This window comes from Variovorax sp. P4_D9, assembly GCF_056401695.1.
The window spans coordinates 1-22,909 of sequence record NZ_JBFUIU010000055.1; the positions used below are offsets into that span (position 1 = coordinate 1).

Sequence of the window (22,909 nt, forward strand, 5' to 3'; positions counted from 1 at the left end):
GACAAGACCATGATGGTCTTCGGCGACGCCAAGAAGGTGGTCGAGGACATGGCCAAGGCGATCGAGTAGCGCCCGGCGCCCGCAGCAAGACCACGGGCCGCGCAGTGTCGCGGCCCGTTCCGCATCCGAACGTCAAGTTACGATGGCGGTAGATTTCCCCACAAGATTTCGCTCTGGAGACACACAGTGATTGATCGCCCCTGGCTCGGCAGCTATCCGCAAGGCGTGCCCGCCGACATCGATGCCTCGCGCTACGCCTCCCTGGTGGCGCTGATGGAAGAAAGCTTCACCAAGTACGCCGACCGCATCGCCTACAGCTTCATGGGCAAGGACCTGAGCTACGCCGAGGTCGACCGCCACAGCCGCGCCTTCGCCTGCTACCTGCAGGGGCTGGGCCTCGTGAAGGGCGACCGGGTCGCGATCATGATGCCGAACTGCCCGCAGTACCCGATCGCGGTGGCCGGCGCGATGCGCGCCGGGATGATCGTGGTCAACGTCAATCCGCTCTACACGCCGCGCGAACTCGAGCACCAGCTGAAGGATTCGGGTTCGGCGGCGATCGTGCTGATGGAGAACTTCGGCACCACGCTGCAGCAGTGTCTGGGCGCCACGCCGGTCAAGCACATCGTGCTGGCCTCGATGGGCGACCGGCTCGGCTTCCTGAAGGGCGCGCTGGTCAACTACGTGGTGCGCAACGTCAAGAAGATGGTGCCGGACTACAGCCTGCCGGGCGCGGTGCGCTTCAACGACGCACTCGACAAGGGCGCCACGCGCACGCTGCAGGCGCCGAAGCTCGGCCCCGACGATGTCGCGGTGCTGCAGTACACGGGCGGCACCACGGGCGTCTCGAAGGGCGCCGTGCTGTTGAATCGCAACGTGATCGCCAACGTGCTCCAGTCCGAAGCCTGGAACGATCCGGTCATGCAGAAGGTGCCGGCCGGCGAGCAGCCGACCAGCGTCTGCGCATTGCCGCTCTATCACATCTTCGCCTTCACGGTGAACATGATGCTCAGCATGCGCACCGGCGGGAAGCTGATCCTGATCCCGAACCCGCGCGACATCGCCGCCGTCCTGAAGGAACTGTCGAAACACACCTTCCACAGCTTCCCGGCCGTCAACACGCTGTTCAACGGGCTGGCGAACCACCCGGACTTCAACACCGTCAACTGGAAGAACCTAAAGGTTTCGGTCGGCGGCGGCATGGCGGTGCAGGGCGCGGTGGCCAAGCTCTGGCTCGAGAAGACCGGATGCCCGATCTGCGAAGGCTACGGCCTGTCGGAGACGTCGCCGTCGGTCACCTGCAATCCGACCACCAGCACGACCTACACCGGGACCATCGGCGTGCCCCTGCCGAGCACCGAGGTCAAGCTGCTCGACGACGACGGCCGTGACGTGCCGCTGGGCGCCGCGGGCGAGCTCGCGGTCCGGGGTCCGCAGGTCATGGCCGGCTACTGGCAGCGGCCCGACGAGACCGCCAAGGTCATGACGCCCGACAGCTACTTCAAGACCGGCGACATCGCGATTGCGGACGAGCGGGGCTACTTCAAGATCGTGGACCGCAAGAAGGACATGATCGTGGTCTCGGGCTTCAACGTGTATCCAAACGAGATCGAGGACGTGGTCGCCCAGATGCCGGGCGTGCTCGAATGCGCGGCCGTGGGCATCGCCGACGAGAAGACCGGCGAGGGCGTGAAGCTGGTGATCGTCAAGAAGAACCCCGAGCTCACCGAGGCCGACGTCCGGGCCCATTGCCGCGCCAACCTGACCGGCTACAAGCAGCCCCGGGTGATCGAGTTCCGCACCGACCTGCCCAAGACGCCGGTCGGCAAGATCCTGCGCCGCGAACTGCGCGACGCTAAAAAGTAGTAAGGGTTCCGCCGGGGACCAGACCCGGCATCGCTCTTGCATATTGGGAATGAATGTTTAGATTCATCCTGACCCGCGCCAGCCTGCTCGTGCCGACCTTCATCGGCATGACCCTGCTCGCGTTCTTTTTGATCCGGCTGGTCCCGGGCGATCCGATCGAGACGCTGGCCGGCGAGCGCGGCATCGACCCGGTGCGCCACGCGGTACTGCTCAAGGAGTACGGGCTCGACAAGCCGCTCTTCACGCAGTACGGCATCTACATCGGCCGGGTCCTGCATGGCGATCTCGGCAAGTCGGTGATCACGCAGGAGCCCGTGATGAGCGAGTTCCTGGCGCTGTTCCCGGCGACGGTCGAGCTGGCGCTGTGCGCGATCCTGTTCGCGCTGCTGCTCGGCATCCCGGCCGGCATCCTGGCGGCGGTCAAGCGCAATTCCTTCTTCGACCATGGCGTGATGGCGACCTCGCTGACCGGCTACTCGATGCCGATCTTCTGGTGGGGGCTGCTGCTGATCCTGTTCTTCTCGGTGCAGCTCGGCTGGACGCCGGTCTCGGGCCGGATCTCGGTGCAGTATTACATCGAGCCGGTCACCGGCTTCCTGCTGGTCGATACGCTGCTTTCCGACGAGAAGGGCGCCTTCGTCTCGGCGCTGCAGCACCTGATCCTGCCGGCCGTGGTGCTCGGCACCAACACGCTGGCCGTGATAGCGCGCATGACGCGCTCGGCCATGCTCGAGGTGCTCGGCGAGGATTACATCCGCACCGCGCGCGCCAAGGGCCTGGCGCCGCTGCGCGTGGTCGGCGTGCATGCGCTGCGCAACGCGCTGATCCCGGTGGTCACGGTGATCGGGCTGCAGGTCGGCGTGCTGTTCACCGGCGCCATCCTGACCGAGACCATCTTCTCGTGGCCCGGTGTCGGCAAGTGGCTGATCGAAGCCATCGGCCGGCGTGACTATCCGGTGCTGCAGGGCGGCATGCTGCTGCTCGGCGTCATCGTGATGACGGTCAACGTGCTGGTCGACGTCGCCTACGGCTTGATCAACCCCCGCATTCGGCAGTCCTGATGAACACCGCAGTGATTCCAGCAAACAGCACGCCGCCCGGCCCCTGGCGCGAGTTCTGGGGCTCGTTCTCGGCCAACCGCGGCGCGGTGATCGGCCTCGGCGTGATCGTCGCGCTGCTGCTGGTGGCGCTGTTCGCGCCGTGGCTGGCGCCGGACGCGCCGAACCAGACCGACAGCACGGCCTTCCTGCGGCCGCCGGCGTGGCAGGAGGGCGGCACGGTGGCGCACCTGCTGGGCACCGACGCGATCGGCCGCGACATCCTCTCGCGGCTCATGTTCGGCGCCCGGTTGTCGTTGTCGATCGGCGTCGCGGTGGTGGCGATCTCGGCGGCGGTCGGCATCGCGCTGGGCCTGATCGCAGGCTTCGCCCGCGGCGTGCTCGAGATCGCGATCATGCGGCTGATGGACGTGGTGCTCACGCTGCCGAGTCTGCTGCTGGCGATCGTGATCGTCGCGATCCTCGGCCCGGGCCTGATCAATGCGATGCTGGCCGTGGCGGTCGTGGTGCTGCCGCACTACGTGCGTATCACGCGCGCGGCGGTGATCTCCGAGGTCTCGCGCGACTACGTCACGGCGGCGCGCGTGAGCGGCGCCGGCACGCTGCGCCTGATGTTCCGCGAGGTCTTGCCCAATTGCGCCGCGCCCCTGATCGTGCAGGCTTCGCTGGGCGTCTCGACCGCCATCCTCGACGCCGCGGCGCTGGGCTTCCTCGGCCTCGGGGCCCAGCCGCCTTCGCCCGAGTGGGGCACCATGCTGGCCGACGCCCGCGAGTTCGTGCTGCGGGCCTGGYGGGTCGTCACCTTCCCGGGCCTGGCGATCCTCGCGGCGGTGCTAGCGTTCAACCTGCTGGGCGATGGCCTCCGCGATGCGCTCGATCCGAAGCTCAAGCGCTAGACCCCCATGCCGCTCCTAGACATCCGCGATCTTCATGTGGAATTCCCGACGCAGGGCGGCACGCTGCATGCGGTCGACGGCGTCAGCCTTCGGCTGGAGCAGGGCGAAGTGCTGGGTATCGTCGGCGAATCGGGCTCGGGCAAGAGCGTCACGATGATGGCGCTGATGGGCCTGATCGGCTGGCCCGGGCGGGTGCGGGCGCAGCACCTGCGCTTCGATGGCCACGACCTTCTCGGCATCAGCGACCGGGCGCGGCGCGGGCTGGTCGGCAAGGACGTCGCGATGATCTTCCAGGAGCCGACCACCAGCCTGAATCCCTGCTTCACGATCGGCTGGCAGCTGATGGAAACGCTGCGCCTGCACCTCCAGCTGGACAAGCGCGAAGCCAGGAAGCGGGCCACCGAACTGCTCGAGCAGGTCGGCATTCCGGCCGCCTCCTCGCGCCTCGGGAGCTTTCCGCACCAGCTCTCCGGCGGCATGAACCAGCGCGTGATGATCGCGATGGCGATCGCCTGCAATCCGAAGCTGCTGATCGCCGACGAGCCCACCACCGCGCTCGACGTCACGATCCAGGCCCAGATCCTCGACCTGTTGCGCAGCCTGCAGAAAGAGCGCGGCATGGGCCTGGTGCTGATCACCCACAACATGGGCGTGGTCAGCGAGATGGCGCAGCGCGTGGCCGTGATGTATGCCGGCCAGGTGATGGAGGAGCGCGGCGTGGCCGAGCTGTTCGCGGCGCCGCAGCACCCGTACACCGCGGCACTGCTGGCGGCGCTGCCCGAGCGCGCGGCCGGCGAAGCGCGGCTGGCGACCATCGCCGGCGTGGTGCCGGGCGTCCATGACCGGCCCAACGGCTGCCTGTTCGCGCCGCGCTGCGACTACGCAACGGACCATTCGCGTGCGGTGAGGCCCGAGTTACGTGACTGGATGGGTGGCCAGGTGCGCTGCCACTATGCGCTCGGCGATCCGCAGCGCGACGCGGCGCTGGCGCGCGACGGCGCGCGCATCGTGGAGTTCGTGCGATGACTGAGGTCGTGGTCGAAGCCCAGGACCTGCAGCGCGTGTACGCGGTGCGACGCGGCTTGTTCCGCGCCCCAGCGCACCTGCAGGCGGTGGGCAATATCTCGTTTAGCATCGAGCGCGGCCGCACGCTCGCGGTGGTCGGCGAATCGGGCTGCGGCAAGTCGACCCTGGCGCGCATGGTCGCGCTGATCGAGAAGCCGACCGCGGGCTCGCTCCAACTGGTGGGCCACAACGCCGTCGATCCGCCGCACGAGCGCCGGCGCGAGCTGCGCCAGGCCGTGCAGCTGGTGTTCCAGAACCCCTACGGCTCGCTCAATCCGCGCAAGAAGATCTCCGCCGTGCTGGAAGACCCGCTGGCGATCAACACCACGCTCGGCAAGACCGAGCGCGCATCGAAGGCGCGCGAGATGCTGGCCCGGGTCGGACTGAGGCCCGAATACGCCAACCGCTACCCGCACATGTTCTCGGGCGGCCAGCGCCAGCGCATCGCGATCGCACGCGCGCTGATGCTCGACCCTCGCCTGCTGGTGGCCGACGAGCCGGTGTCGGCGCTCGACGTCTCGATCCAGGCCCAGGTGCTCAACCTGCTGGCCGATCTGCAGGCCGAACTGGGCCTGTCCTATCTCTTCATCTCGCACGACCTCGGCGTCGTGCGCCACATTGCCCACGAGGTGCTCGTGATGTACCTGGGGCACGCGGTCGAGCAGGGGCCGAAGTCGCGCATCTTCGCGCGGCCGCTGCACCCCTACACGCAGGCGCTCCTTGCCTCGACGCCGGGCCTCGCGGCGGAGCGCATCGTGCTCAAGGGCGAGTTGCCCTCGCCGTTGGCGCCGCCGTCCGGCTGCGTCTTCAACACCCGCTGTGCGCACGCCACCGACCGCTGCCGCAGCGAGCGGCCGCTGCCGCGCCTGCTCGACGAGCGCATGGTGGCCTGCCACCACGCCGAGAAGTTCCTGCACATCGAAGTTTCCCCGCCCGCGTCAATTGCGCGGCCTCAACCCTGAAGGAGTCGACCGACATGCCCATCCCCTCTTCCCTCACGCGCCGCCTTCGCGCGGCCAGGCTGCTGGCACCGGCGGCGATCGCGCTGGCCTGCGGCGCTGCGTCGGCCAAGACGCTGGTCTTCTGCTCCGAGGGCAGCCCTGAGAACTTCTATGCGGCCGTGAACACCACCGGCACGTCGTTCGACGCGACCACGCAGGTCTACAACAACTTGGTCGAGTTCGAGCGCGGCACCACCAAGGTCGTCCCCGGCCTGGCCGAGAGCTGGACCATCTCGCCGGACGGGCTGGAGTACACCTTCAAGCTTCGGAAGGGCGTGAAATGGCACAACACGGCCAAGAGCTTCAAGCCGACGCGCGATTTCAACGCCGACGACGTGATCTTCATGATGGAGCGGCAGTGGAAGGAGGACGACCCCTACTTCAAGGTCACGAGCACCAACCACTCCTACTTCAACGACATGGGCATGCCCAAGCTGCTGAAGTCGATCGACCGCGTCGACGACTACACGGTGAAGTTCGTGCTCAACAAGCCCGAGGCGCCTTTCCTTGCCAATCTCGCGATGCCCTATGCCGGCATCCAGTCGAAGGAGTACGCGATCGCGATGCTCAAGGCCGGCACGCCCGAGAAGATCGACCAGGACCCGATCGGCACCGGCCCCTTCTACCTGGTGCAATACCAGAAGGATGCGATCGTGCGCTTCAAGGCCTTCCCGCAGTACTGGGGCGGCAAGGCCAAGATCGATGACCTGATCTTCGCAATCACGCCCGATGCCTCGGTGCGCTGGGCCAAGCTGCAGAAGGGCGAGTGCCAGGTGATGCCCTATCCGAACCCGGCCGATCTCGACGCCATCCGCAAGGACCCGAACGTGCAGGTGCTCGAGCAAGCCGGCCTCAATGTCGGCTACCTGGCCTACAACACGCAGAAGAAGCCCTTCGACGACGTGCGCGTGCGCAAGGCGATCAACATGGCGATCAACAAGAAGGCGATCATCGACGGCGTCTACCTGACGACCGGCGTCGCGGCCAAGAACCCGATCCCGCCGACCATGTGGTCCTACAACGACGCCATCAAGGACGACCCCTACGATCCCGAGGCCGCCAAGAAGCTGCTGGCGCAGGCCGGCTACCCCGACGGCTTCACCACCGACCTGTGGGCGATGCCGGTTCAGCGGCCCTACAACCCGAACGCCAAGCGCATCGCCGAGCTGATGCAGGCCGACCTCGCCAAGATCGGCGTCAAGGCCGAGATCAAGACCTTCGAGTGGGGCGAGTACAGGAAGCGCATGCAGGCCGGCGAGCACCAGATGGGCATGTTGGGCTGGACCGGCGACAACGGCGACCCCGACAACTTCATGTACACGCTGCTGGGCTGCGCCTCGGCGCAGTCGAACGGCAGCAACGTGGCCAAGTTCTGCTACCAGCCCTACGAAGAGCTGGTGGTGAAGGCCAAGAACGTGCCCAAGCAGGCCGAGCGCGAGGCGCTCTACAAGAAGGCGCAGGTGGTCTTCAAGGAGCAGGCGCCGTGGTTCACGATCGCGCATGCGGTGCAGCTCAAGCCGGTGCGCAAGGAAGTGGTCGACTTCAAGCTCAGCCCGTTCGGCCGCCACACCTTCTACGGCGTCGACATCAAGCAATGACAATCGCCATCGTCGCCGCAATGCACGAGGAGCTCAGTGCGCTCCTCGCGCAGATGCCCGACGAGCAGCGTGTGCGCGTGGCGGGGCGCGACTTCTGGGTCGGCCACCTGCACGGCCAGCCAGTGGTCGCGGTGCTGTCGCGCATCGGCAAGGTGGCGGCGGCGCTCACAGCCACGGTGCTGCTGGAGCGATTCGACGTGCGGGCGATCGTCTTCACCGGCGTGGCCGGCGGGCTGGCGCCGGGGGTGAATGTCGGCGACGTGGTGGTCGCCACCAAGCTGCTGCAGCACGACCTCGACGCCTCTCCGATCTTCCCAAAGTACGAGGTGCCGCTGACCGGCCATGCGCGCTTCGCGGCCGACACCGCCATCAGCGATGCGCTGGCCGCCGTGGCCGCCGGGCTGCTCGCCGACCCGGTGRCGCTGCTCGGCCAGAAGGTGGTCGAGGATTTCGGCCTGACGGCGCCGGCGGTGCACCGCGGCCTGCTGGTGAGCGGCGACCGCTTCGTCTCGACCGCCGCCGAAAGCGCCGTGCTGCGCAGTGCGCTGCCCGACGCGCTGGCGGTCGAGATGGMGGGCGCCGCGGTGGCCCAGGTGTGCCACGACTACGGCGTGCCCTTCGCCGCGGTGCGCACCATCTCCGACCGTGCCGACGACAACGCGCACGGCGACTTCACGCGTTTCGTCTCGGCAGTGGCGAGCCGCTACAGCCTGGCGCTGGTCGATGCCTGGCTGGCGATGCTGCCGCAGGAGCCGACGGCTACTTGAGCCAGCCGCGACGCCGGAAGTACCACATCGGCACCAGCGCGCTCGCGATCATCAGCAGGATTGCATAGGCGTAGCCGTAGCTCCAGTCGATCTCCGGCATGATCTTGAAGTTCATGCCGTAGACACTCGCGATCAAGGTCGGCGGCAGCAGCGCCACGCTGGCCACCGAGAAGATCTTGATGGTCTTGTTCTGGTTGATGTTGATGAAACCGACGGTCGCATCCATCAGGAAGTTGATCTTGTCGAACAGGAAGGCCGTGTGGTTGTCGAGCGATTCGATGTCGCGAAGAATCTGCCGCGCCTCCTCGAACTGCTCGGCGTTCAGCATCCGGCTGCGCATCATGAAGCTGACCGCGCGGCGGGTGTCCATCACGTTGCGGCGGATGCGCCCGTTCAGGTCCTCCTGGCGCGCGATCAAGCCCAGCACCTCGCCGGCCAGCTCGTCGCTGACGTTGCCCGACAGCACTTTCTTGCCGGCCATCTCGAGCTCGTCGTAGATGTTCTCGAGCGTGTCGGCCGAGTATTCGGCGTCAGCGTCGAACAGCTTCAGCAGCACTTCCTTGGCGTCCTCGATCAACCCGGGCGCGCGCCGCGCGCGCATCCGCAGCAGGCGGAACACCGGCACGTCCTCGTCGTGGATCGAGAACAGCACGCCGCGGCTGCGCAGCTCGGTGTTGTGCTGGTTCAGGATGAAGGCCACGCGCACTGAGCGCGGGTTCTCGTCGTCGGCGATCAGGAAGTCGCTGCGGATGTGAAGCTCGCCGTTGTCTTCCTCGTAGAAGCGCGCCGACTCCTCGATGTCCTCGTCCATCGCGTCTTCCGGGATCGACAGGCCGTAGTACTGCTTGATCCAGCGCTTTTCCTCGACCGTCGGCGATTCGAGGTCGACCCAGATCGGCTGGAACTTGGACAGCTCTTCGAGGGCCTCGATCTCTTCCTGGACGAGGCGGCCATTGGCAAGCGTGAAGATGTTGAGCATGGCTCACTTCCTTGAAATGTCTGGCGGTGGGGCGAGGGGTGGGGCGCTTTCAATTCCCTCGCCAACGGCGCGTCAGAGGGGAAGTGAAAGCTGCCGAGACGGATCGATTTCCATTCGCGAGTCTCCGGTTGCAGCGAGGCGCGATTATGTCATCCGGCTCTCGGCGCCGTTGGCCCGGGCTGGACGGACATCCAGTACAGTTGCGTCGATGCAGCGCGTTGCGACACCCACTTCCTCCGGCGCCGGGACCCAGGCCGAGCGGCTGGCGGAAGCGCTCGCGAAGCTCAACGACGCCCAGCGCGCGGCGGTGCTGCATGGGGTCGACGCCGCAGTCGATCCGGCGCAGCAGGATCCCCGTCCGCTGCTCGTGATCGCCGGCGCCGGCTCGGGCAAGACCAGCACCCTGGCGCACCGCGTGGCGCACCTGATCGCCGGCGGCGCCGACCCGCAGCGCATCCTGCTGCTGACCTTCTCGCGCCGGGCCGCGCAGGAGATGGAGCGCCGCGCCGGCCAGGTGCTGGTGCGGGTGCTTGGCCTGGCCTCGCAGACGCCGCCGGCCCTGCCCTGGGCCGGGACTTTCCACGGCATCGGCGCGCGGCTCCTGCGCGAGTACGCGGCCCAGATCGGCTTGAGCGAGAACTTCACGATCCACGATCGCGGCGATGCCGAGGACCTGATGGGGCTGGTGCGCCACGATCTCGGCCTGTCCACCACCACGCGGCGCTTTCCGCAGAAGGGCACCTGCCTGTCGATCTATTCGCGCACCGTCAACACCTGCGCGCCGCTGGGCGAGGTGCTGAAGGAGGCATTTCCGTGGTGCGCCGAGTGGGAGGCCGAGCTCAAGCGACTGTTCGGCGCCTATGTCGAGTCCAAGCAGCAGCAGCAGGTGCTCGACTACGACGACCTGCTGCTCTACTGGTCGGCGATGGTTGCCGAGCCCGCACTGGCCGAGCAGGTCGGCGCCCGCTTCGACCACGTGCTGGTCGACGAATACCAGGACACCAACCTGCTGCAGGCGGCCATCCTGCGCGCCCTGAAGCCGGATGGCCGCGGCCTGACCGTGGTCGGCGACGACGCGCAGTCGATCTATTCGTTTCGCGGCGCCACGGTGCGCAACATCCTCGATTTCCCGCAGCAGTTCAGCCAGCCGGCGCGCATCGTCACGCTGGAGCGCAACTATCGCTCGACGCAGCCGATCCTCGATGTCTCCAACGCCTTGATCGCGGGCGCCGCCGAACGGCACGCCAAGACCCTCTGGACCGACAAGCCCTCGGTCGGCCGGCCGCAGCTGGTGCTGGTGCCCGACGAAGCCCAGCAGGCGCGCTGGGTGGCGGACCAGGTACTGGCCCACCGCGAGGGCGGGCTGGCCCTGAAATCGCAGGCGGTGCTGTTCCGCACCTCCAGCCACAGCGCCGCCCTCGAGCTCGAACTGGCGCGGCGCAACATCCCTTTCGTAAAGTACGGCGGACTCAAGTTCCTCGAGGCCGCGCACGTCAAGGACCTGCTCGCGGTGCTGCGCTTCGCCCAGAACCCGCGTGGCCGCATGGCCGGCTTCCGCGTCACGCAGATGATTCCGGGGATCGGCCCGGTCACCTCCACGCGCCTGCTCGACGCCATGGCCGAGGCCGATGATCCGGGCGCGGTGGTGCAGGCTTTCGTGCCGCCCTCGGCGGCCCAGGCCGAATGGACGCGTTTCGCCGGCATCTACGCGGCGCTGCGGGCGCCGGCGCTGGCCTGGCCGGCCGACATGGAGCTTGCGCTCGCGTGGTACCTCCCGCACCTGGAGCGGCTGCACGACGATGCCGCGGTGCGGCGCGGCGACATCGAGCAGTTGGCCCGGCTGGCCGCCGGCTACGCTTCGCGCGAGCGCTTCCTGACCGAACTCACGCTGGACCCGCCCGAAGCCACCAGCGACCGGCCCGGCCCGCCGCTGCTCGACGAGGACTACCTGATCCTGTCGACGATCCACTCCGCCAAGGGACAGGAGTGGAACTCGGTACATGTGCTCAACGTGGTCGATGGCTGCATCCCGGCCGACGTCGCGCAGGGCGCCCGCGAACTCGAGGAAGAGCGCCGGCTGCTGTATGTCGCCATGACTCGCGCCCGCGACCACTTGCAGCTGCTGGTGCCGCAGCGCTTCTATGTCACGCAGCAGGCGGTGCGCGGCGACCGCCACCTGTACGCGGGCCGCACCCGCTTCATTCCGGCCACCGACGTCCAGCGCTTCGACCAGCTGACCTGGCCGCCGCCGCCCGAGCGCGCGCCGCACGTGCCGCCGCCGGCCGCCACGATCGACCTGCTGAGCCGGATGCGGGCCGCTTGGCGCTGATCGGAGGCCCTTCAGTCGGCGGGGTCGCTCAGCTCTGCTTGACCCTGGGTTTGCTTCCAGTGGAGCCCCCTCGCCCCAGTGCTGGGCTCTTGCCTGCTATCAAATCCATAGCAAATCGAGGACCGGCCTTGATCTGACGCAGACACCTGGCCGGAAGGGATTGCAATTCGATGACAGCATGGGCATAGTGACCCGAAGCCTCTCCTTTCCTTCTCTCTTTCCCCCCCTCTCTCCCTCTTCCCCTCTTCCCCCCTCGTTTCCCCGGCTACGCCTCTCCGCAAAAGGGGCGCGGCTATTTCCCCAACCGTCAATCCAGGAGGTCATTCATGAATTTGACGATCAGCGGTCATCACCTCGACGTCACCCCGGCCCTGCGCAATTACGTTACGAGCAAGCTGGACCGGATCACCCGGCATTTCGACCAGGTGGTCGATGTCAAGGTGATTCTCACGGTGGAAAAGCAAAAGGAAAAGGAACGCCGGCAACGGGCGGAATGCAATATCCACGTCAAGGGCAACGACATGTTCGCGGAGTCGAGCCACGCTGATCTCTATGCCGCCGTCGACGAATTGGTCGACAAGCTCGACCGCCAGGTCGTGCGCCACAAGGACCGCCTGCAGGATCACCACCACGCCGCACCCAAGCGCGTGATGTAGTTCCGCTGTTCGGGCAAATACTCTTGCGGGCCACCTTCGGGTGGCCCTTTGCTTTTTTCGGGGTGGGTGCATAATCGCCCCCGCCCCAACATGAACCGACTCGCGTCCATCCTGCCGCCCGCTCAAGTGCTCGTGAGCGTCGACGCCACCAGCAAGAAGCGTGCTTTTGAAGAAGCAGGGCTGCTGTTCGAGAACCTGCATGGTCTTGGGCGCGCCCTGATCACCGACAGCCTGTTCGCTCGCGAACGCCTGGGTTCCACCGGCCTGGGCCATGGCGTGGCCATCCCCCACGGCCGCATCAAGGGCCTCAAGTCGCCGATGGCCGCGGTGTTCCAGCTGGCCAACCCGATCGGCTTCGACGCCCCGGACGAACAGCCCGTGGTGCTGCTGATCTTTCTGCTGGTGCCAGAAGCCGCAACCCAGAAACATCTGGAGATCCTTTCGGAAATCGCCGAGCTGTTGAGCGACGCCAACCTGCGCGAGCAGATCAAGTCGAGCACGGACGCGGCGGCACTGCATGCCTTGATCGCCGGATGGCAATCCGCACAAGTGGCTTGAGCGCCTTCGGCGCCGGGCGGGTTCGGACATGAAGCCGACCGTCATCAGCGCCGATGCGATGTTCGAGGAGTTCCGCGGCTCGCTGCGCTGGGAGTGGCTAGCCGGCCTCGGCGCCTCCGAGCGGCAGTTCGACCCCGATGTCATCAGCCGGGCCCAGTCGGCCGCTGACCTGGTCGGCTATCTCAACTACATCCATCCGTACCGCGTGCAGATCCTCGGCGCCCGCGAGGTCGCCTACCTGACGCGCGGCACGCTGCAAGACTGCGCCCGGCGCATCGCGCGCATCGTCACGCTGGAGCCGCCGATGCTGGTGCTGGCCGATGGCCAGCCGGCGCCCGACGAGCTGCTGTCGATCTGCGAGCGGGCCCAACTGCCGCTGTTCGCCACCCGCGAATCCTCGGCCTTCGTGATCGACCTGCTGCGGGCCTACCTGTCGAAGCATTTCGCCGAGCGGACCTCGATGCACGGCGTGTTCATGGACATCCTGGGCCTGGGCGTGATGATCACGGGCGAGTCGGGGCTGGGCAAGAGCGAGCTCGGCCTGGAGCTGATCTCGCGCGGCAACGGCCTGGTGGCCGACGACGCGGTCGATCTCTACCGCATCAACCAGACCACGCTCGAGGGCCGCTGCCCCGAGCTGCTGCAGAACCTGCTGGAGGTCCGCGGCATCGGCCTGCTCGACATCCGGGCGATCTTCGGCGAGACCGCGGTGCGCCGGAAGATGCGGCTCAAGCTGATCGTGCACCTGGTGCGGCGCGACAGCTTCGAGCGCGACTACGAGCGGATGCCGTCGGCGCCGCTGACCCAGGACGTGCTGGGCATCCCGGTGCGCAAGGTGATCATCCAGGTCGTGGCCGGCCGAAACATCGCCGTGCTGGTCGAGGCCGCGGTGCGCAATTCGATCCTGCAGCTGCGCGGCATCGATACCTATGCGGATTTCGTGGCGCGCCACCACAAGGCGATGGAAAGCGCGCGCGATGACGACTAGATTAGCTCGCCCCAGGTCGGGCTCACTTCGTGTAGCCCTCCCACCCCCTACCGGGGGCAACACGGCCCGGCCAAAGCCGGTTCCGCGGTGTTTCACCAACGGGCCCGGCTGCGCCGGCCGGGCAAAGAGGGGGGCGGGGCGCTTTTTCTTCGGCTGCGCGCAGCGCGCCCGTTCGTGGGCAGTCGCGGAACCGGCTTCGCCGGGCCGCTGACTGCGCCTCCGGTAGGGGTGGGCGTCCTGACACGAAGTGCGGGACACCCTGGGGGCGAGCAAGTCAGCGCTTGCTAACGCAGTCGCCGCAGAGTCCGTAGAGCGACATCGCGTGGTCTTGCAGGATCCAGTTCTTGTCCTTGGCGATCATCTGCTGGCGGCGCTCGATCTCGGCGTCGTAGAACTCCTCGACCTTGCCGCAGGAGGTGCACACCAGATGGTCGTGGTGCTTGCCCTCGTTGAGTTCGTAGACTGCCTTGCCGCTCTCGAAATGGCTGCGCTCGAGGATGCCGGCCTGCTCGAACTGGGTCAGCACGCGGTACACCGTGGCCAGGCCGATGTCGGAGTGGTCGTTGAGCAGCACGCGGAAGACGTCTTCCGCCGTCATGTGCCTTTGGTTGCCGTGCTGGAAGATCTCGAGGATCTTCAGGCGCGGCAGGGTGGCCTTGAGGCCGGTGTTCTTGAGTTCGTCGATGTTGCCCATGGGTCGTTCCTCCGCCGGCCTGGCGGGAGAGGCCCGCCGGGGGCCAGCCGCTACAATGGTTCGATCATATCGCCCAACCTTTTCCCCATGCCTGCCATTCCCCAACGCCGCCATTGGCTGCTGCTCGGCGCCGCCGCCGCGAGCTTGAGCCTGGGTGCCTGCAGCAGCGTCGGCGACAGCGCCCGCGGCGCACTGACCGCGGTCACGCCCTACAAGGTCGAGGTGGTGCAGGGCAATTTCGTGTCCAAGGAGCAGGTCGAGGCCCTCAAGCCCGGCATGTCGCGCCAGCAAGTGCGCGAACTTCTGGGCACTTCGCTCCTGGCCGACGTCTTCCACTCCAATCGCTGGGACTACGTTTTCACGATCCGCCGCCAGGGTGTCGAGGCCCAGCAACGCCACCTGACTCTCTATTTCAACGGCGAAGTGCTCGAGCGCTTCGAAGGCGACCCGATGCCGAGCGAGGAAGAGTTCGTCGCCCAGCTCAACACCCGCAAGCGCCGCGGCTCGGTGCCGCCRCTCGAGGCGACCGAAGACCAGCTCAAGAAGTTCGATCCGCCCAAGGAAAAACCGGCGGACGGCCAGCCGGTCCCCGCAGAGCGGCCGCAGCCCCCGCTGCCGGCCGCCTACCCGCCGCTCGAATCGCCGCGCTGAGCGGGCCCCTTCGGCCGGAACGCCCGGCCGCTCGCTCTTTCCCGTTTTCCCGCATTTCCAGAGGCTGAAACGCGTGACCGACTCTTCCGCTCCCCTTCTCCCCCAGCGGCGCATCGCCATCGCGGGCGCTTCCGGCCGCATGGGCCACATGTTGATCGAGGCCGTGCGCGAGGCCCCCGACTGCCGTCTGGCCGGCGCGCTCGATGTCGCCGGCAGTGCGGCGATCGGCACCGACGCCGGCGCCTTCCTCGGTCTCACGAGCGGCGTGCCGATCGTCTCGGAATTGCGTGCCGGACTGGCCGATGCGCAGGTGCTGATCGACTTCACGCGACCCGAGGGCACGCTGGCGCACCTCGCGGTGTGCCGCGAGCTCGGCGTGCAGATGGTGATCGGCACCACCGGCTTCAGCGATGCCCAGAAGGCCGAGATCGCCGGCGCCGCGAAGGATATCGCGATCATGATGGCGCCCAACATGAGCGTCGGGGTCAACGTCACCTTCAAGCTGCTCGAAATGGCGGCCAAGGCGCTTTCCACCGGCTACGACATCGAGATCATCGAGGCCCACCACCGCCACAAGGTCGACGCCCCCTCGGGCACCGCGCTGAAGATGGGCGAGGTGATCGCCGACGCCCTGGGGCGCGACCTCAAGGAATGCGCGGTCTATGCGCGCGAGGGCATCACCGGCGAGCGCGACCCTTCGACCATCGGCTTCTCGGCGATCCGCGGCGGCGACATCGTGGGCGACCACACCGTGCTGTTCGCCGGCACCGGCGAGCGCATCGAGATCAGCCACAAGTCGGCCAGCCGCGCGACCTATGCGCAGGGGAGCCTGCGCGCGGTGCGCTTCCTGGCCGGCCAGAAGGCGGGCCTGTTCGACATGTTCGACGTTCTCGGCCTGCGCTGAGCACCGGATGAGTGTTTTCGAGCTGCTTCGGCACGGCGACGGCGTCAGCCGCTCGGTGGCGGCGCTGCTGCTCGCGATGTCGGTGGCGAGCTGGGTCGTGATTCTCTGGAAGGCCTGGCTGCTGCGCGGCGGCACGCGCGATGTGCTGCGCAGCATCGCCGCCTTCTGGCAGTCGGCCTCGCTGCAGGATGCCGAAACGCGCCTGCAGCCCTTCGACCGCGCGGCGCTGGTGCTGCCGGCGGTGCGCGCGATCAACAAGCTGGCACTGCAGGCCGAGGTTTCGACCTTGGGCGGCCGGGTCGACCGGGCCCAGCGCGTCACGCGGACCCTGCGCGACGCGCTCCACGCGGCGCTGCGGCGGCTGCAGGCCGGACAGATCCTGCTGGCCACGGTCGGCGCCACGGCGCCCTTCGTCGGCCTGCTCGGCACCGTTTGGGGCATCTACGGTGCGCTGGTGGCCATCGCGGCCGAGACCGGCGGCTTCACCATCGACAAGGTCGCCGGCCCGGTCGGCGAGGCGCTGATCATGACCGCCTTCGGCCTGGCGGTCGCGATCCCCGCCGTGCTGGCCTACAACGTCTTCGGCCGGGTGGTCGGCCGCATCGAGGCCGAGCTCGAGGGCTTCGCCCACGACCTGCTCGGCATGCTCGGCGAACCCGCGCCGCGCGAAGCCCCGCTGCCGCCGGCGCGGCCGATGCCGGTCTAGGCGGCAGAGAGCCCGCATGGCCTTCGGTCGCACCTCGCTCGGCAGCAGCGCAAGCGGCGGCCGCTCGACCGGCGCCGGCGGCCAGCGGCCGCTGTCGGACATCAACGTCACTCCGCTGGTCGACGTGATGCTGGTGCTGCTGGTGATCTTCATCATCACGGCGCCGCTGATGGCGAGCTCGATCAAGCTCGACCTGCCGCGCACCGACGCCGGCCAGTCCAGCGACACGCCAAAGTTCGTCACGCTGGTGGTCGATGCGGCGGGCAAGGTGTACCTGAACGACCAGCCGGTGACGACCGACGAGCTGGCCGCGGGCCTGTCGAAGGCCGCCGCCGCCAACCGCGACACTGAGGTGCAATTGCGCGCCGACCAGACCGTGCCCTACGGCAAGGTGGTCGAGCTGATGGGCATCGCGAACAAGGCTGGATTGAACCGCATCGGGTTCGTCACCGAGGCGCCCGAGCGCAAGAACTGAGCCGGCTGAGTTCCTTCGAGGTTGTCACACTCGCTCGACCGAGAAAATCAACAGTTTACGAGCGCCCCGATACCGGCCTCAAGCATTCAATTTTTTCTTTCCGGCATGGGCGTCCGCAGTTCCTCAAGCCTGGAGAGGAACAGCTTGAGAATCGGCGAGGTGTTTGCCTTGCTGTAACCCACAGCCAGATCGATCGTTGGCGCTTCACCCTCCAGCGGACGGCTGACCACGGACGACGGCAGCAGATTCTTCGCATAGGCGGGCATCAGCGCCAACCCGCGGGTGGACGCAACCAGGGACATGGCCATCGCCATGTTGTCCACCCCATGATCCAGTTTGATGTCGAGCCCGGAGCGGCGCAGATAGGCCTCGGTCACGGCGCGCAGCACGGTGGCTTTGTTCGAACCGCCGATGAAGATCTCGCCGACAAATTCCCGCGGGTGAATTGCTTCGCGGCTGGTGAGGCGATGGTCGCTCGGCATCAGGACGATCAGTGGCTCGTGGTCCACCACCTCGTAGTTCAGGTCGAAGGTCGGCTCGGCGCGTAGGAAGGCCATGTCGAGCCGGCCGCGGACGAGCGCCTCGGCAAGGTCCGGCGAATAGTCGCTCGTGATCGTGACCTCGATGCTCTTCAGCTCGTCGCGCAGCACATGCATGGCCTGCGGCAGCCAGTTCATCTCGTGACCGGTTTGAAAGCCGATGGCGAACGTCTTTCTTGCAGGTTGTGCGGCCCTGCGCGCCGCTTCCACCGCGGCATCGACCTGCGCCAGCGCCAGCCGGGCATGGTCGAGAAAGGCCTTGCCTGCGTCGGTCAGCGTAACGCCATGAACGCTGCGAGACAGCAGCTCGGCACCGACCTGGTATTCCAGGTCGCGAATCTGCCGGCTCAGCGAAGGCTGGGAGGTGTGGAGCCGGAACTCGGCGGCCGTCGTCAGGCTGCCTTCCTCAACCACGGCTACGAAATAACGCAAGTGCCTCAATTCCATATTCCATGCCTGAAWGGTATGCCGCCCAGCTTACAAAGTCTTTTTCACGCGCGCATCGCAAACCTACAGTGGCCTCCATGGAAGCACGGGTAGTCGATCGACGAGACATGCCCCTGTTGTATGCATCAATCTGTCAAAAGGAGTACCGCAAATGAACACGCCAGTCGTTTTAATCACGGGAGGTCTCACAGGCATAGGCCGCGCCGCCGCGGTCGCCTTTGCCAAGAAGGGGGCGAAGGTGATCGTTGCCGGTCGGCGTGATGAGGCCGGCAAGGCGCTCGTCACGGAGCTGCGCTCTTTCGGGTCGGAGGCCGAGTTCATCAACGCCGACGTCCGCAAGGAGGATGAGGTCCGCGCTCTGGTCGACAAGACCGTCGCGCGGTTCGGCCGTCTGGATGTCGCGGTGAACAATGCTGGCACCGAAGGCCAAGTTGGCCCGATCACGGATCAGACCGCGGAAAGCTATGCCGCGACGTTCGACACGAATGTTCTCGGCGTGATCCTCAGCATGAAGCACGAAGTGCGCGTCATGCTAGAGCAGGGCAGCGGCAGCATTGTCAACATCTCGTCGACCTACGGGCACCAGGGCGCGGCGGGGGCCTCTGTCTATGTCGGCAGCAAGCACGCCGTCGAAGGCATCACCAAGTCGGTAGCGCTCGAGATCGCCAAGTCGGGAATCCGCGTGAACAGCGTCGCGCCCGGCCCCACGGACACCGGCATGCTGACCCGTTTTACGGGAACGCCAGAGAACAAGGCGGCTCTGGTGACGACTGTTCCGATGGCTCGCCTCGGTCTCTCGGAAGAGCTTGCAAACGCGATCGTCTTTGTCGCGTCGGACCAAGCTTCATTCATCACCGGCCAAGTCCTCAACGTCGATGGCGGCAAGAGCCGCTAACAGATCCTGTCAGGGAGCGCGAATCTTCAGAGGGAGTCTCAATGACCCAGCACACTCACCAGACCGCGCCGACGCAGTTCGTGGACGCGGCCGGTGTTCGGTTCGCTTACCGCCGCTTCGGCAAGTCGGGTGGCGTGCCGCTCGTCTTCGACATGCACACTGGTGACCGATGGCCCCGCAGTGACGTGGGAGGTGATCCTGTTCAACAACGCGGGCGTTCCGTGGTGGCGACGAGCGCGGCCATGTCGACTATCCCGCATTTCAACAGCAGGCCGCCGCCTGAGCGCAGCCGCCGCACCTCCAACCCACCAAGACGTTTACCGCCATGACCCCCGATACCTTGAAGCTTTACCACTCCCCCGCCTCGCCGAATTCGCGGCGCGTGCGAATTCTTCTGGCCGAGAAGGGCTTGAAGGTTCCGCTTGTTGCTGTCGACTTCGGTAAGGGCGAGCAGTACTCCGAAGCCTACCGGGCGATCAATCCGCGCCTCACGGTACCGACCCTGGTGCTGGAGGATGGCAACGCCATCGGCGAGGTGCCGGCCATCATGCGTTATCTCGACGAAGCCTTTCCAGAGAAGCGCCTGTTGGGCACCACGCCCAAGGACAAGGGTCTGATCGCAATGTGGGAGCGGCGCGCTGAGCTGGAGGGCTTCGCGGCGGTGATGGAAGGCGTGCGCAACAAGATCGCCGGGCTGAAGGGTCGCGCTATCGCCGGACCGCATGACTACGAGCAGATTCCGGCGCTGGTCGAGCGTAGCGCGCTGCGCGTGAAGAACTTTTTCACCGACCTGAACGAACGGTTGGGGGAGGTGCCCTTCGTCGCCGGCGAGCGCTACTCGGCGGGGGACATCACCGCACTGGTGACGGTGGACTTCGCCAAGGCGCTGCAGCTCTCGATACCGGACGAGCACGCAGCCCTCAAGCGCTGGTACGAAACCGTCTCCAGCCGTCCCAGCGCGGCGGCCTGATCGGCCAGAACAAGCCATGCCGGATCGACAAAATCAAAGGCCGCCGCGAGGAAGAGATCCGCAACGTCCTCGACGCGGCGCACCGGGCGTTGCTGGCGGAGTTCAAGGTGCCGCAACGGGACCGCTACCCGATCGGCCAAGAACGCCGCATGAATCCGTAATTTTCAGGAGTGGAAGTTCATGAACAAGCCAATCAAGATTCCGGGGCCAGACCATCCGATCACCATCACGCCTACGAAAGGCCGGGTCACGGTCACCGTGAACGGCAAACGCATCGCCGATACTCTCGAGGCCCTGACCCTGGCGGAAGCGTCCTATCCCCCGGTGCAATACATCCCGCGCAAGGACATCGATATGACGCAACTGCAGCGGACCGCGCACCAGACGTATTGTCCCTACAAGGGCGAGTGCGCCTATTACAGCATTGCGGCCGGTGGAGAGCGCTCGGTGAACGCCATCTGGACCTACGAAGCTCCTTTTGTCGCCGTATCGRCAATCCGCGAATACCTGGCGTTTTACCCGGACCGGGTCGACGCCATCAAAATCGACGGCAAAGACTGAACTGCCGTGAGTTGGCCTTCAGCTACCGGCCCACGGATGGCGACACCGGAATGTCCCGGGGAGATGCGCGCGCCGCCGTCGAAATTAGGCCTCAATCTTGACGGATATCGGCCTAACTTTGAACGAGCTCACTGGCCGCGCGCGGAGCGCGTTGCTCACAGCTCCTGGCTGCGCCTCATCAGCTTGTCGAGAATGATGTCGAGTTGCTTGTGCTCGTGGTCATCGAGCGCGGACAGGAACCAGGCCTCGCGCTTCGCAGCTTCGGGGAGGATCTTCTCGCACATTTCGACGCCGGATCTCGAACAGGCGGCCGAACGATTGCGAGGCGCGGTTCGCAACCACCGACAGCTTGTAGGGGATGGTCCGGCCTGCAGGTCGCCAAGGGCGTGCCCGAGGACGTGGCGCTTCGAATTCACGCCGTGGCCACCGAGGCGCTGAAAAAGCCCGAGGTGCGTCAGGCCATCGCGGCCGGCGGCAGCACGCCTGCCGACCCGATGACGCTGAAGGCGCTGTCGCGCGAGTACGCGGGGGACATCGAGCGCTATCGCGCGATCGCCAAGGCGATCAACCTGCAGCCGCAGCAGTAGCACTGGCCTCAACGGTAGTCGGTCCGCCCAGGGCCACCGGCCGCGTGTGCCAGATTTCGTGCGCGTACTGCGCAATCGTGCGATCCGACGAGAACTCCCCCATGCCCGCCACGTTCAGGATCGCCATCCGCGTCCAGGCGTCGGCATCGCGGTACAGCGCGTCGACCTTGCCCTGCGCCTCGATGTAGCTCGCGTAGTCGGCCAAGAGCAGGTAGTGGTCGCCCCAGCTGACCAGCGCGTCGAAGATCTGCTGGTAGCGCGCCGGCTCGGTGGGCGAGAACAGGCCGTCGCGGATGCTGTCCAGCGTGCGCTGGAGCGCCGGGTCGGCCTCGTAGATGCTGCGCGGGTGGTAGCCGCTGGCCTGGATGTCGGCGACCTCGGGCGCGGTGTTGCCGAAGATGAAGAAGTTCTCGGCGCCGACGTTGTCGCGCATCTCGACGTTGGCGCCGTCGAGGGTGCCGATGGTCAGCGCACCGTTCAGCGCGAACTTCATGTTGCCGGTGCCCGAGGCCTCGGTGCCCGCGGTCGAAATCTGCTCCGACAGGTCGGCCGCCGGCATGATGACCTCGGCCAGGCTGACGCTGTAGTTCGGCAGGAACACCACCTTCAGCAGCTTGCCGACCCGCGGGTCCTCGTTGATCACCTTCGCGACGTCGTTGATCAGCCGGATCACCAGCTTGGCCATCTGGTAGGCCGACGCCGCCTTGCCCGCGAACACGATCACGCGCGGCACATGGCCGGCGTCCGGCTCCGCGAGGATGCGGTGGTAGCGCGTGACCACGTGCAGCACGTTGAGCAGTTGCCGCTTGTACTCGTGCATGCGCTTGACCTGGACGTCGAACATCGCATCGGTGTCGATGTCGATGCGCAGGTGCTCGTCGATCCAGTTGGCCAGCCGCAGCTTGTTTTCGCGCTTGGCATGGCGGAAGGCGCGCACGAAGGCCGGCTTCTGTGCCATCGGCCGCAGCGCTTGCAGTTGCGTCAGGTCGCGCCGCCAGCCGCGGCCGATCCGTGCGTCGAGCAGCGCGGCCAGCGGCGGATTGGCCTGCGCCAGCCAGCGGCGCGGCGTCACGCCGTTGGTCTTGTTGTTGAATCGCTCGGGGAAGAGCCTGTTGAAGTCGGCGAAGATCGATTGCTTCATGAGCTCCGAGTGCAGCCCCGAGACGCCGTTGATCGAATGGCTGGCGAGCACCGCAACATAGGCCATGCGGACCCGCCGCTCGCCCGACTCGTCGATCAGCGAAAGCCGCCGCAGCAACTCGACGTCGTGCCCGTGCGCCTGCGTGATTTCGGCCAGGAAGCGCGAGTTCATGTCGAACAGGATCTGCAGGTGGCGCGGCAGGATGCGGCCGAACATCTCGACCGGCCAGGTCTCGAGCGCCTCGTGCATCAGCGTGTGGTTGGTGTAGCTGAAGACCTTCTGCGTGTGGGCCCAAGCGGTGTCCCAGGGCAGGCCGTGCTCGTCGATCAGGAGCCGCATGAGCTCGGGCACGGCCAGCACCGGGTGGGTGTCGTTGAGGTGGATGCTGACCTGCTCGGGCAGGGCGTCGAAGTCGGTGTGGTTGCGCAGGTAGCGGCGCAGCAGGTCCTGCACGCTGGCGCTGACGAAGAAGTACTCCTGGTGCAGCCGCAGCTCGCGGCCGGAGGGCGTCGAGTCGTCGGGGTAGAGCACGCGCGAGACGTTCTCCGAATGGTTCTTGCTCTCCACCGCCTCCATGT

The 22,909-nt window shown here is 66.6% G+C and carries 24 protein-coding genes and 1 pseudogene; 20 read left to right on the forward strand and 5 right to left on the reverse strand.

Features of this window, described 5'->3' with window-relative positions; all coding sequences use genetic code 11:
* Positions 1–186 precede the first annotated feature (186 nt).
* From AC1DY5_RS08820 to AC1DY5_RS08850, 7 genes are read left to right on the forward strand one after another with little or no spacing between them, the layout of a single operon-like run.
* Positions 187–1,866 (forward strand): long-chain-fatty-acid--CoA ligase, encoded by a 1,680-nt coding sequence (locus AC1DY5_RS08820; RefSeq protein ID WP_478110878.1) that lies wholly within the window; start codon positions 187–189, stop codon positions 1,864–1,866.
* Between the two features lie 53 nt (positions 1,867–1,919).
* Complete coding sequence (locus AC1DY5_RS08825) at positions 1,920–2,927, forward strand: ABC transporter permease subunit (protein ID WP_478110880.1); 1,008 nt, start codon at positions 1,920–1,922, stop codon at positions 2,925–2,927.
* Entirely contained in the window at positions 2,927–3,820 is an 894-nt protein-coding gene (locus AC1DY5_RS08830; RefSeq protein WP_478110882.1) for an ABC transporter permease subunit, read from the forward strand. The genes AC1DY5_RS08825 and AC1DY5_RS08830 overlap by 1 nt, the downstream gene beginning before the upstream one ends.
* 6 nt (positions 3,821–3,826) lie before the next feature.
* A complete protein-coding gene (locus tag AC1DY5_RS08835) occupies positions 3,827–4,846 on the forward strand; it encodes an ABC transporter ATP-binding protein (RefSeq protein WP_478110884.1) in 1,020 nt (339 codons plus the stop codon).
* Complete coding sequence (locus AC1DY5_RS08840) at positions 4,843–5,847, forward strand: dipeptide ABC transporter ATP-binding protein (RefSeq protein ID WP_478110886.1); 1,005 nt, start codon at positions 4,843–4,845, stop codon at positions 5,845–5,847. Before AC1DY5_RS08835 ends, AC1DY5_RS08840 begins: the two co-directional genes overlap by 4 nt.
* Positions 5,848–5,861: 14 nt before the next feature.
* On the forward strand, positions 5,862–7,484 hold the full coding sequence (locus tag AC1DY5_RS08845) for an ABC transporter substrate-binding protein (RefSeq protein ID WP_478110888.1): 1,623 nt from the start codon (positions 5,862–5,864) through the stop codon (positions 7,482–7,484).
* Positions 7,481–8,251: a 5'-methylthioadenosine/adenosylhomocysteine nucleosidase gene (locus tag AC1DY5_RS08850; protein WP_478110890.1), complete on the forward strand. Its 771-nt coding sequence runs from the start codon at positions 7,481–7,483 to the stop codon at positions 8,249–8,251. Before AC1DY5_RS08845 ends, AC1DY5_RS08850 begins: the two co-directional genes overlap by 4 nt.
* On the opposite strand, the gene corA is transcribed toward AC1DY5_RS08850, so the two are convergent.
* The gene (gene corA / locus AC1DY5_RS08855) at positions 8,244–9,230 is read right to left on the reverse strand and encodes a magnesium/cobalt transporter CorA (RefSeq protein WP_478110892.1); all 987 of its coding nucleotides are present in this window, start codon (positions 9,228–9,230) and stop codon (positions 8,244–8,246) included. The two genes, AC1DY5_RS08850 and corA, sit on opposite strands and share 8 nt — an antisense overlap.
* A gap of 208 nt (positions 9,231–9,438) precedes the next feature.
* Here corA and AC1DY5_RS08860 point away from each other — a divergent pair, with 208 nt between their 5' ends.
* From AC1DY5_RS08860 to hprK, 4 genes are all read left to right on the forward strand, one after another.
* Entirely contained in the window at positions 9,439–11,559 is a 2,121-nt protein-coding gene (locus AC1DY5_RS08860) for an ATP-dependent helicase (protein WP_478110894.1), read from the forward strand.
* A gap of 326 nt (positions 11,560–11,885) precedes the next feature.
* On the forward strand, positions 11,886–12,215 hold the full coding sequence (gene hpf / locus AC1DY5_RS08865) for a ribosome hibernation-promoting factor, HPF/YfiA family (RefSeq protein ID WP_093381418.1): 330 nt from the start codon (positions 11,886–11,888) through the stop codon (positions 12,213–12,215).
* A 90-nt stretch (positions 12,216–12,305) separates the two neighbouring features.
* Positions 12,306–12,773, forward strand: coding sequence for a PTS sugar transporter subunit IIA (locus tag AC1DY5_RS08870; RefSeq protein ID WP_088958292.1), 468 nt, complete (start codon positions 12,306–12,308; stop codon positions 12,771–12,773).
* A 28-nt stretch (positions 12,774–12,801) separates the two neighbouring features.
* Positions 12,802–13,761: an HPr(Ser) kinase/phosphatase gene (hprK, locus tag AC1DY5_RS08875; RefSeq protein ID WP_301811103.1), complete on the forward strand. Its 960-nt coding sequence runs from the start codon at positions 12,802–12,804 to the stop codon at positions 13,759–13,761.
* A 274-nt stretch (positions 13,762–14,035) separates the two neighbouring features.
* On the opposite strand, the gene fur is transcribed toward hprK, so the two are convergent.
* Entirely contained in the window at positions 14,036–14,455 is a 420-nt protein-coding gene (gene fur, locus AC1DY5_RS08880; RefSeq protein ID WP_478110899.1) for a ferric iron uptake transcriptional regulator, read from the reverse strand.
* An 87-nt stretch (positions 14,456–14,542) separates the two neighbouring features.
* On the opposite strand from fur, the gene AC1DY5_RS08885 reads away from it, so the two are divergent.
* The 4 genes from AC1DY5_RS08885 (at position 14,543) to AC1DY5_RS08900 (ending at position 17,191) form a co-directional block, all read left to right on the forward strand.
* Positions 14,543–15,106 carry an outer membrane protein assembly factor BamE gene (locus AC1DY5_RS08885; RefSeq protein ID WP_478110901.1) on the forward strand — a complete coding sequence of 188 codons (564 nt, stop codon included), beginning with the start codon at positions 14,543–14,545 and terminating at the stop codon, positions 15,104–15,106.
* Between the two features lie 73 nt (positions 15,107–15,179).
* On the forward strand, positions 15,180–16,010 hold the full coding sequence (gene dapB, locus AC1DY5_RS08890; RefSeq protein ID WP_478110905.1) for a 4-hydroxy-tetrahydrodipicolinate reductase: 831 nt from the start codon (positions 15,180–15,182) through the stop codon (positions 16,008–16,010).
* Between the two features lie 7 nt (positions 16,011–16,017).
* Positions 16,018–16,716, forward strand: a complete 699-nt coding sequence (locus AC1DY5_RS08895) for a MotA/TolQ/ExbB proton channel family protein (RefSeq protein ID WP_478110908.1) — start codon at positions 16,018–16,020, stop codon at positions 16,714–16,716.
* 16 nt (positions 16,717–16,732) lie between these two features.
* The gene (locus AC1DY5_RS08900; RefSeq protein ID WP_478110910.1) at positions 16,733–17,191 is read left to right on the forward strand and encodes an ExbD/TolR family protein; all 459 of its coding nucleotides are present in this window, start codon (positions 16,733–16,735) and stop codon (positions 17,189–17,191) included.
* Positions 17,192–17,277: 86 nt separating this feature from the next.
* Here AC1DY5_RS08900 and AC1DY5_RS08905 read toward each other — a convergent pair whose 3' ends face one another.
* Positions 17,278–18,177 carry a LysR substrate-binding domain-containing protein gene (locus AC1DY5_RS08905; RefSeq protein WP_478110913.1) on the reverse strand — a complete coding sequence of 300 codons (900 nt, stop codon included), beginning with the start codon at positions 18,175–18,177 and terminating at the stop codon, positions 17,278–17,280.
* A 151-nt stretch (positions 18,178–18,328) separates the two neighbouring features.
* Between AC1DY5_RS08905 and AC1DY5_RS08910 the strand changes: the two genes are divergently transcribed.
* The 4 genes and pseudogenes from AC1DY5_RS08910 (at position 18,329) to AC1DY5_RS08925 (ending at position 20,603) form a co-directional block, all read left to right on the forward strand.
* Positions 18,329–19,072: an SDR family NAD(P)-dependent oxidoreductase gene (locus AC1DY5_RS08910; protein WP_478110915.1), complete on the forward strand. Its 744-nt coding sequence runs from the start codon at positions 18,329–18,331 to the stop codon at positions 19,070–19,072.
* A 41-nt stretch (positions 19,073–19,113) separates the two neighbouring features.
* Positions 19,114–19,291: pseudogene (locus AC1DY5_RS08915) on the forward strand (alpha/beta fold hydrolase); the annotation flags it as partial.
* A 106-nt stretch (positions 19,292–19,397) separates the two neighbouring features.
* A complete protein-coding gene (locus AC1DY5_RS08920; protein ID WP_478110917.1) occupies positions 19,398–20,042 on the forward strand; it encodes a glutathione S-transferase family protein in 645 nt (214 codons plus the stop codon).
* 180 nt (positions 20,043–20,222) lie between these two features.
* Positions 20,223–20,603, forward strand: coding sequence for a DUF427 domain-containing protein (locus tag AC1DY5_RS08925; protein WP_478110919.1), 381 nt, complete (start codon positions 20,223–20,225; stop codon positions 20,601–20,603).
* A 155-nt stretch (positions 20,604–20,758) separates the two neighbouring features.
* On the opposite strand, the gene AC1DY5_RS08930 is transcribed toward AC1DY5_RS08925, so the two are convergent.
* Positions 20,759–20,887: a hypothetical protein gene (locus AC1DY5_RS08930; protein ID WP_478110921.1), complete on the reverse strand. Its 129-nt coding sequence runs from the start codon at positions 20,885–20,887 to the stop codon at positions 20,759–20,761.
* Positions 20,888–21,022: 135 nt separating this feature from the next.
* Here AC1DY5_RS08930 and AC1DY5_RS08935 point away from each other — a divergent pair, with 135 nt between their 5' ends.
* Positions 21,023–21,190 (forward strand): hypothetical protein, encoded by a 168-nt coding sequence (locus AC1DY5_RS08935; protein ID WP_478110923.1) that lies wholly within the window; start codon positions 21,023–21,025, stop codon positions 21,188–21,190.
* Here the strand turns inward: AC1DY5_RS08935 and AC1DY5_RS08940 are convergent.
* A partial coding sequence (locus AC1DY5_RS08940) for a glycogen/starch/alpha-glucan phosphorylase (protein WP_478110925.1) occupies positions 21,168–22,909 on the reverse strand: 1,742 nt, incomplete at its 5' end. The genes AC1DY5_RS08935 and AC1DY5_RS08940 overlap by 23 nt on opposite strands.

Excerpts from the sequence above, each read along its gene's own strand:
- AC1DY5_RS08905 (WP_478110913.1), bottom strand. The coding sequence starts at position 18,177 with ATGGAATTGAGGCACTTGCGTTATTTCGTAGCCGTGGTTGAGGAAGGC.
- AC1DY5_RS08895 (WP_478110908.1), top strand. The coding sequence starts at position 16,018 with ATGAGTGTTTTCGAGCTGCTTCGGCACGGCGACGGCGTCAGCCGCTCG.
- AC1DY5_RS08930 (WP_478110921.1), bottom strand. The coding sequence starts at position 20,887 with ATGTGCGAGAAGATCCTCCCCGAAGCTGCGAAGCGCGAGGCCTGGTTC.
- AC1DY5_RS08825 (WP_478110880.1), top strand. The coding sequence starts at position 1,920 with ATGTTTAGATTCATCCTGACCCGCGCCAGCCTGCTCGTGCCGACCTTC.
- hpf (WP_093381418.1), top strand. The coding sequence starts at position 11,886 with ATGAATTTGACGATCAGCGGTCATCACCTCGACGTCACCCCGGCCCTG.
- AC1DY5_RS08835 (WP_478110884.1), top strand. The coding sequence starts at position 3,827 with ATGCCGCTCCTAGACATCCGCGATCTTCATGTGGAATTCCCGACGCAG.
- fur (WP_478110899.1), bottom strand. The coding sequence starts at position 14,455 with ATGGGCAACATCGACGAACTCAAGAACACCGGCCTCAAGGCCACCCTG.
- AC1DY5_RS08870 (WP_088958292.1), top strand. The coding sequence starts at position 12,306 with ATGAACCGACTCGCGTCCATCCTGCCGCCCGCTCAAGTGCTCGTGAGC.
- AC1DY5_RS08910 (WP_478110915.1), top strand. The coding sequence starts at position 18,329 with ATGAACACGCCAGTCGTTTTAATCACGGGAGGTCTCACAGGCATAGGC.
- AC1DY5_RS08900 (WP_478110910.1), top strand. The coding sequence starts at position 16,733 with ATGGCCTTCGGTCGCACCTCGCTCGGCAGCAGCGCAAGCGGCGGCCGC.
- AC1DY5_RS08840 (WP_478110886.1), top strand. The coding sequence starts at position 4,843 with ATGACTGAGGTCGTGGTCGAAGCCCAGGACCTGCAGCGCGTGTACGCG.
- AC1DY5_RS08860 (WP_478110894.1), top strand. The coding sequence starts at position 9,439 with ATGCAGCGCGTTGCGACACCCACTTCCTCCGGCGCCGGGACCCAGGCC.
- AC1DY5_RS08920 (WP_478110917.1), top strand. The coding sequence starts at position 19,398 with ATGACCCCCGATACCTTGAAGCTTTACCACTCCCCCGCCTCGCCGAAT.
- AC1DY5_RS08845 (WP_478110888.1), top strand. The coding sequence starts at position 5,862 with ATGCCCATCCCCTCTTCCCTCACGCGCCGCCTTCGCGCGGCCAGGCTG.
- hprK (WP_301811103.1), top strand. The coding sequence starts at position 12,802 with ATGAAGCCGACCGTCATCAGCGCCGATGCGATGTTCGAGGAGTTCCGC.
- corA (WP_478110892.1), bottom strand. The coding sequence starts at position 9,230 with ATGCTCAACATCTTCACGCTTGCCAATGGCCGCCTCGTCCAGGAAGAG.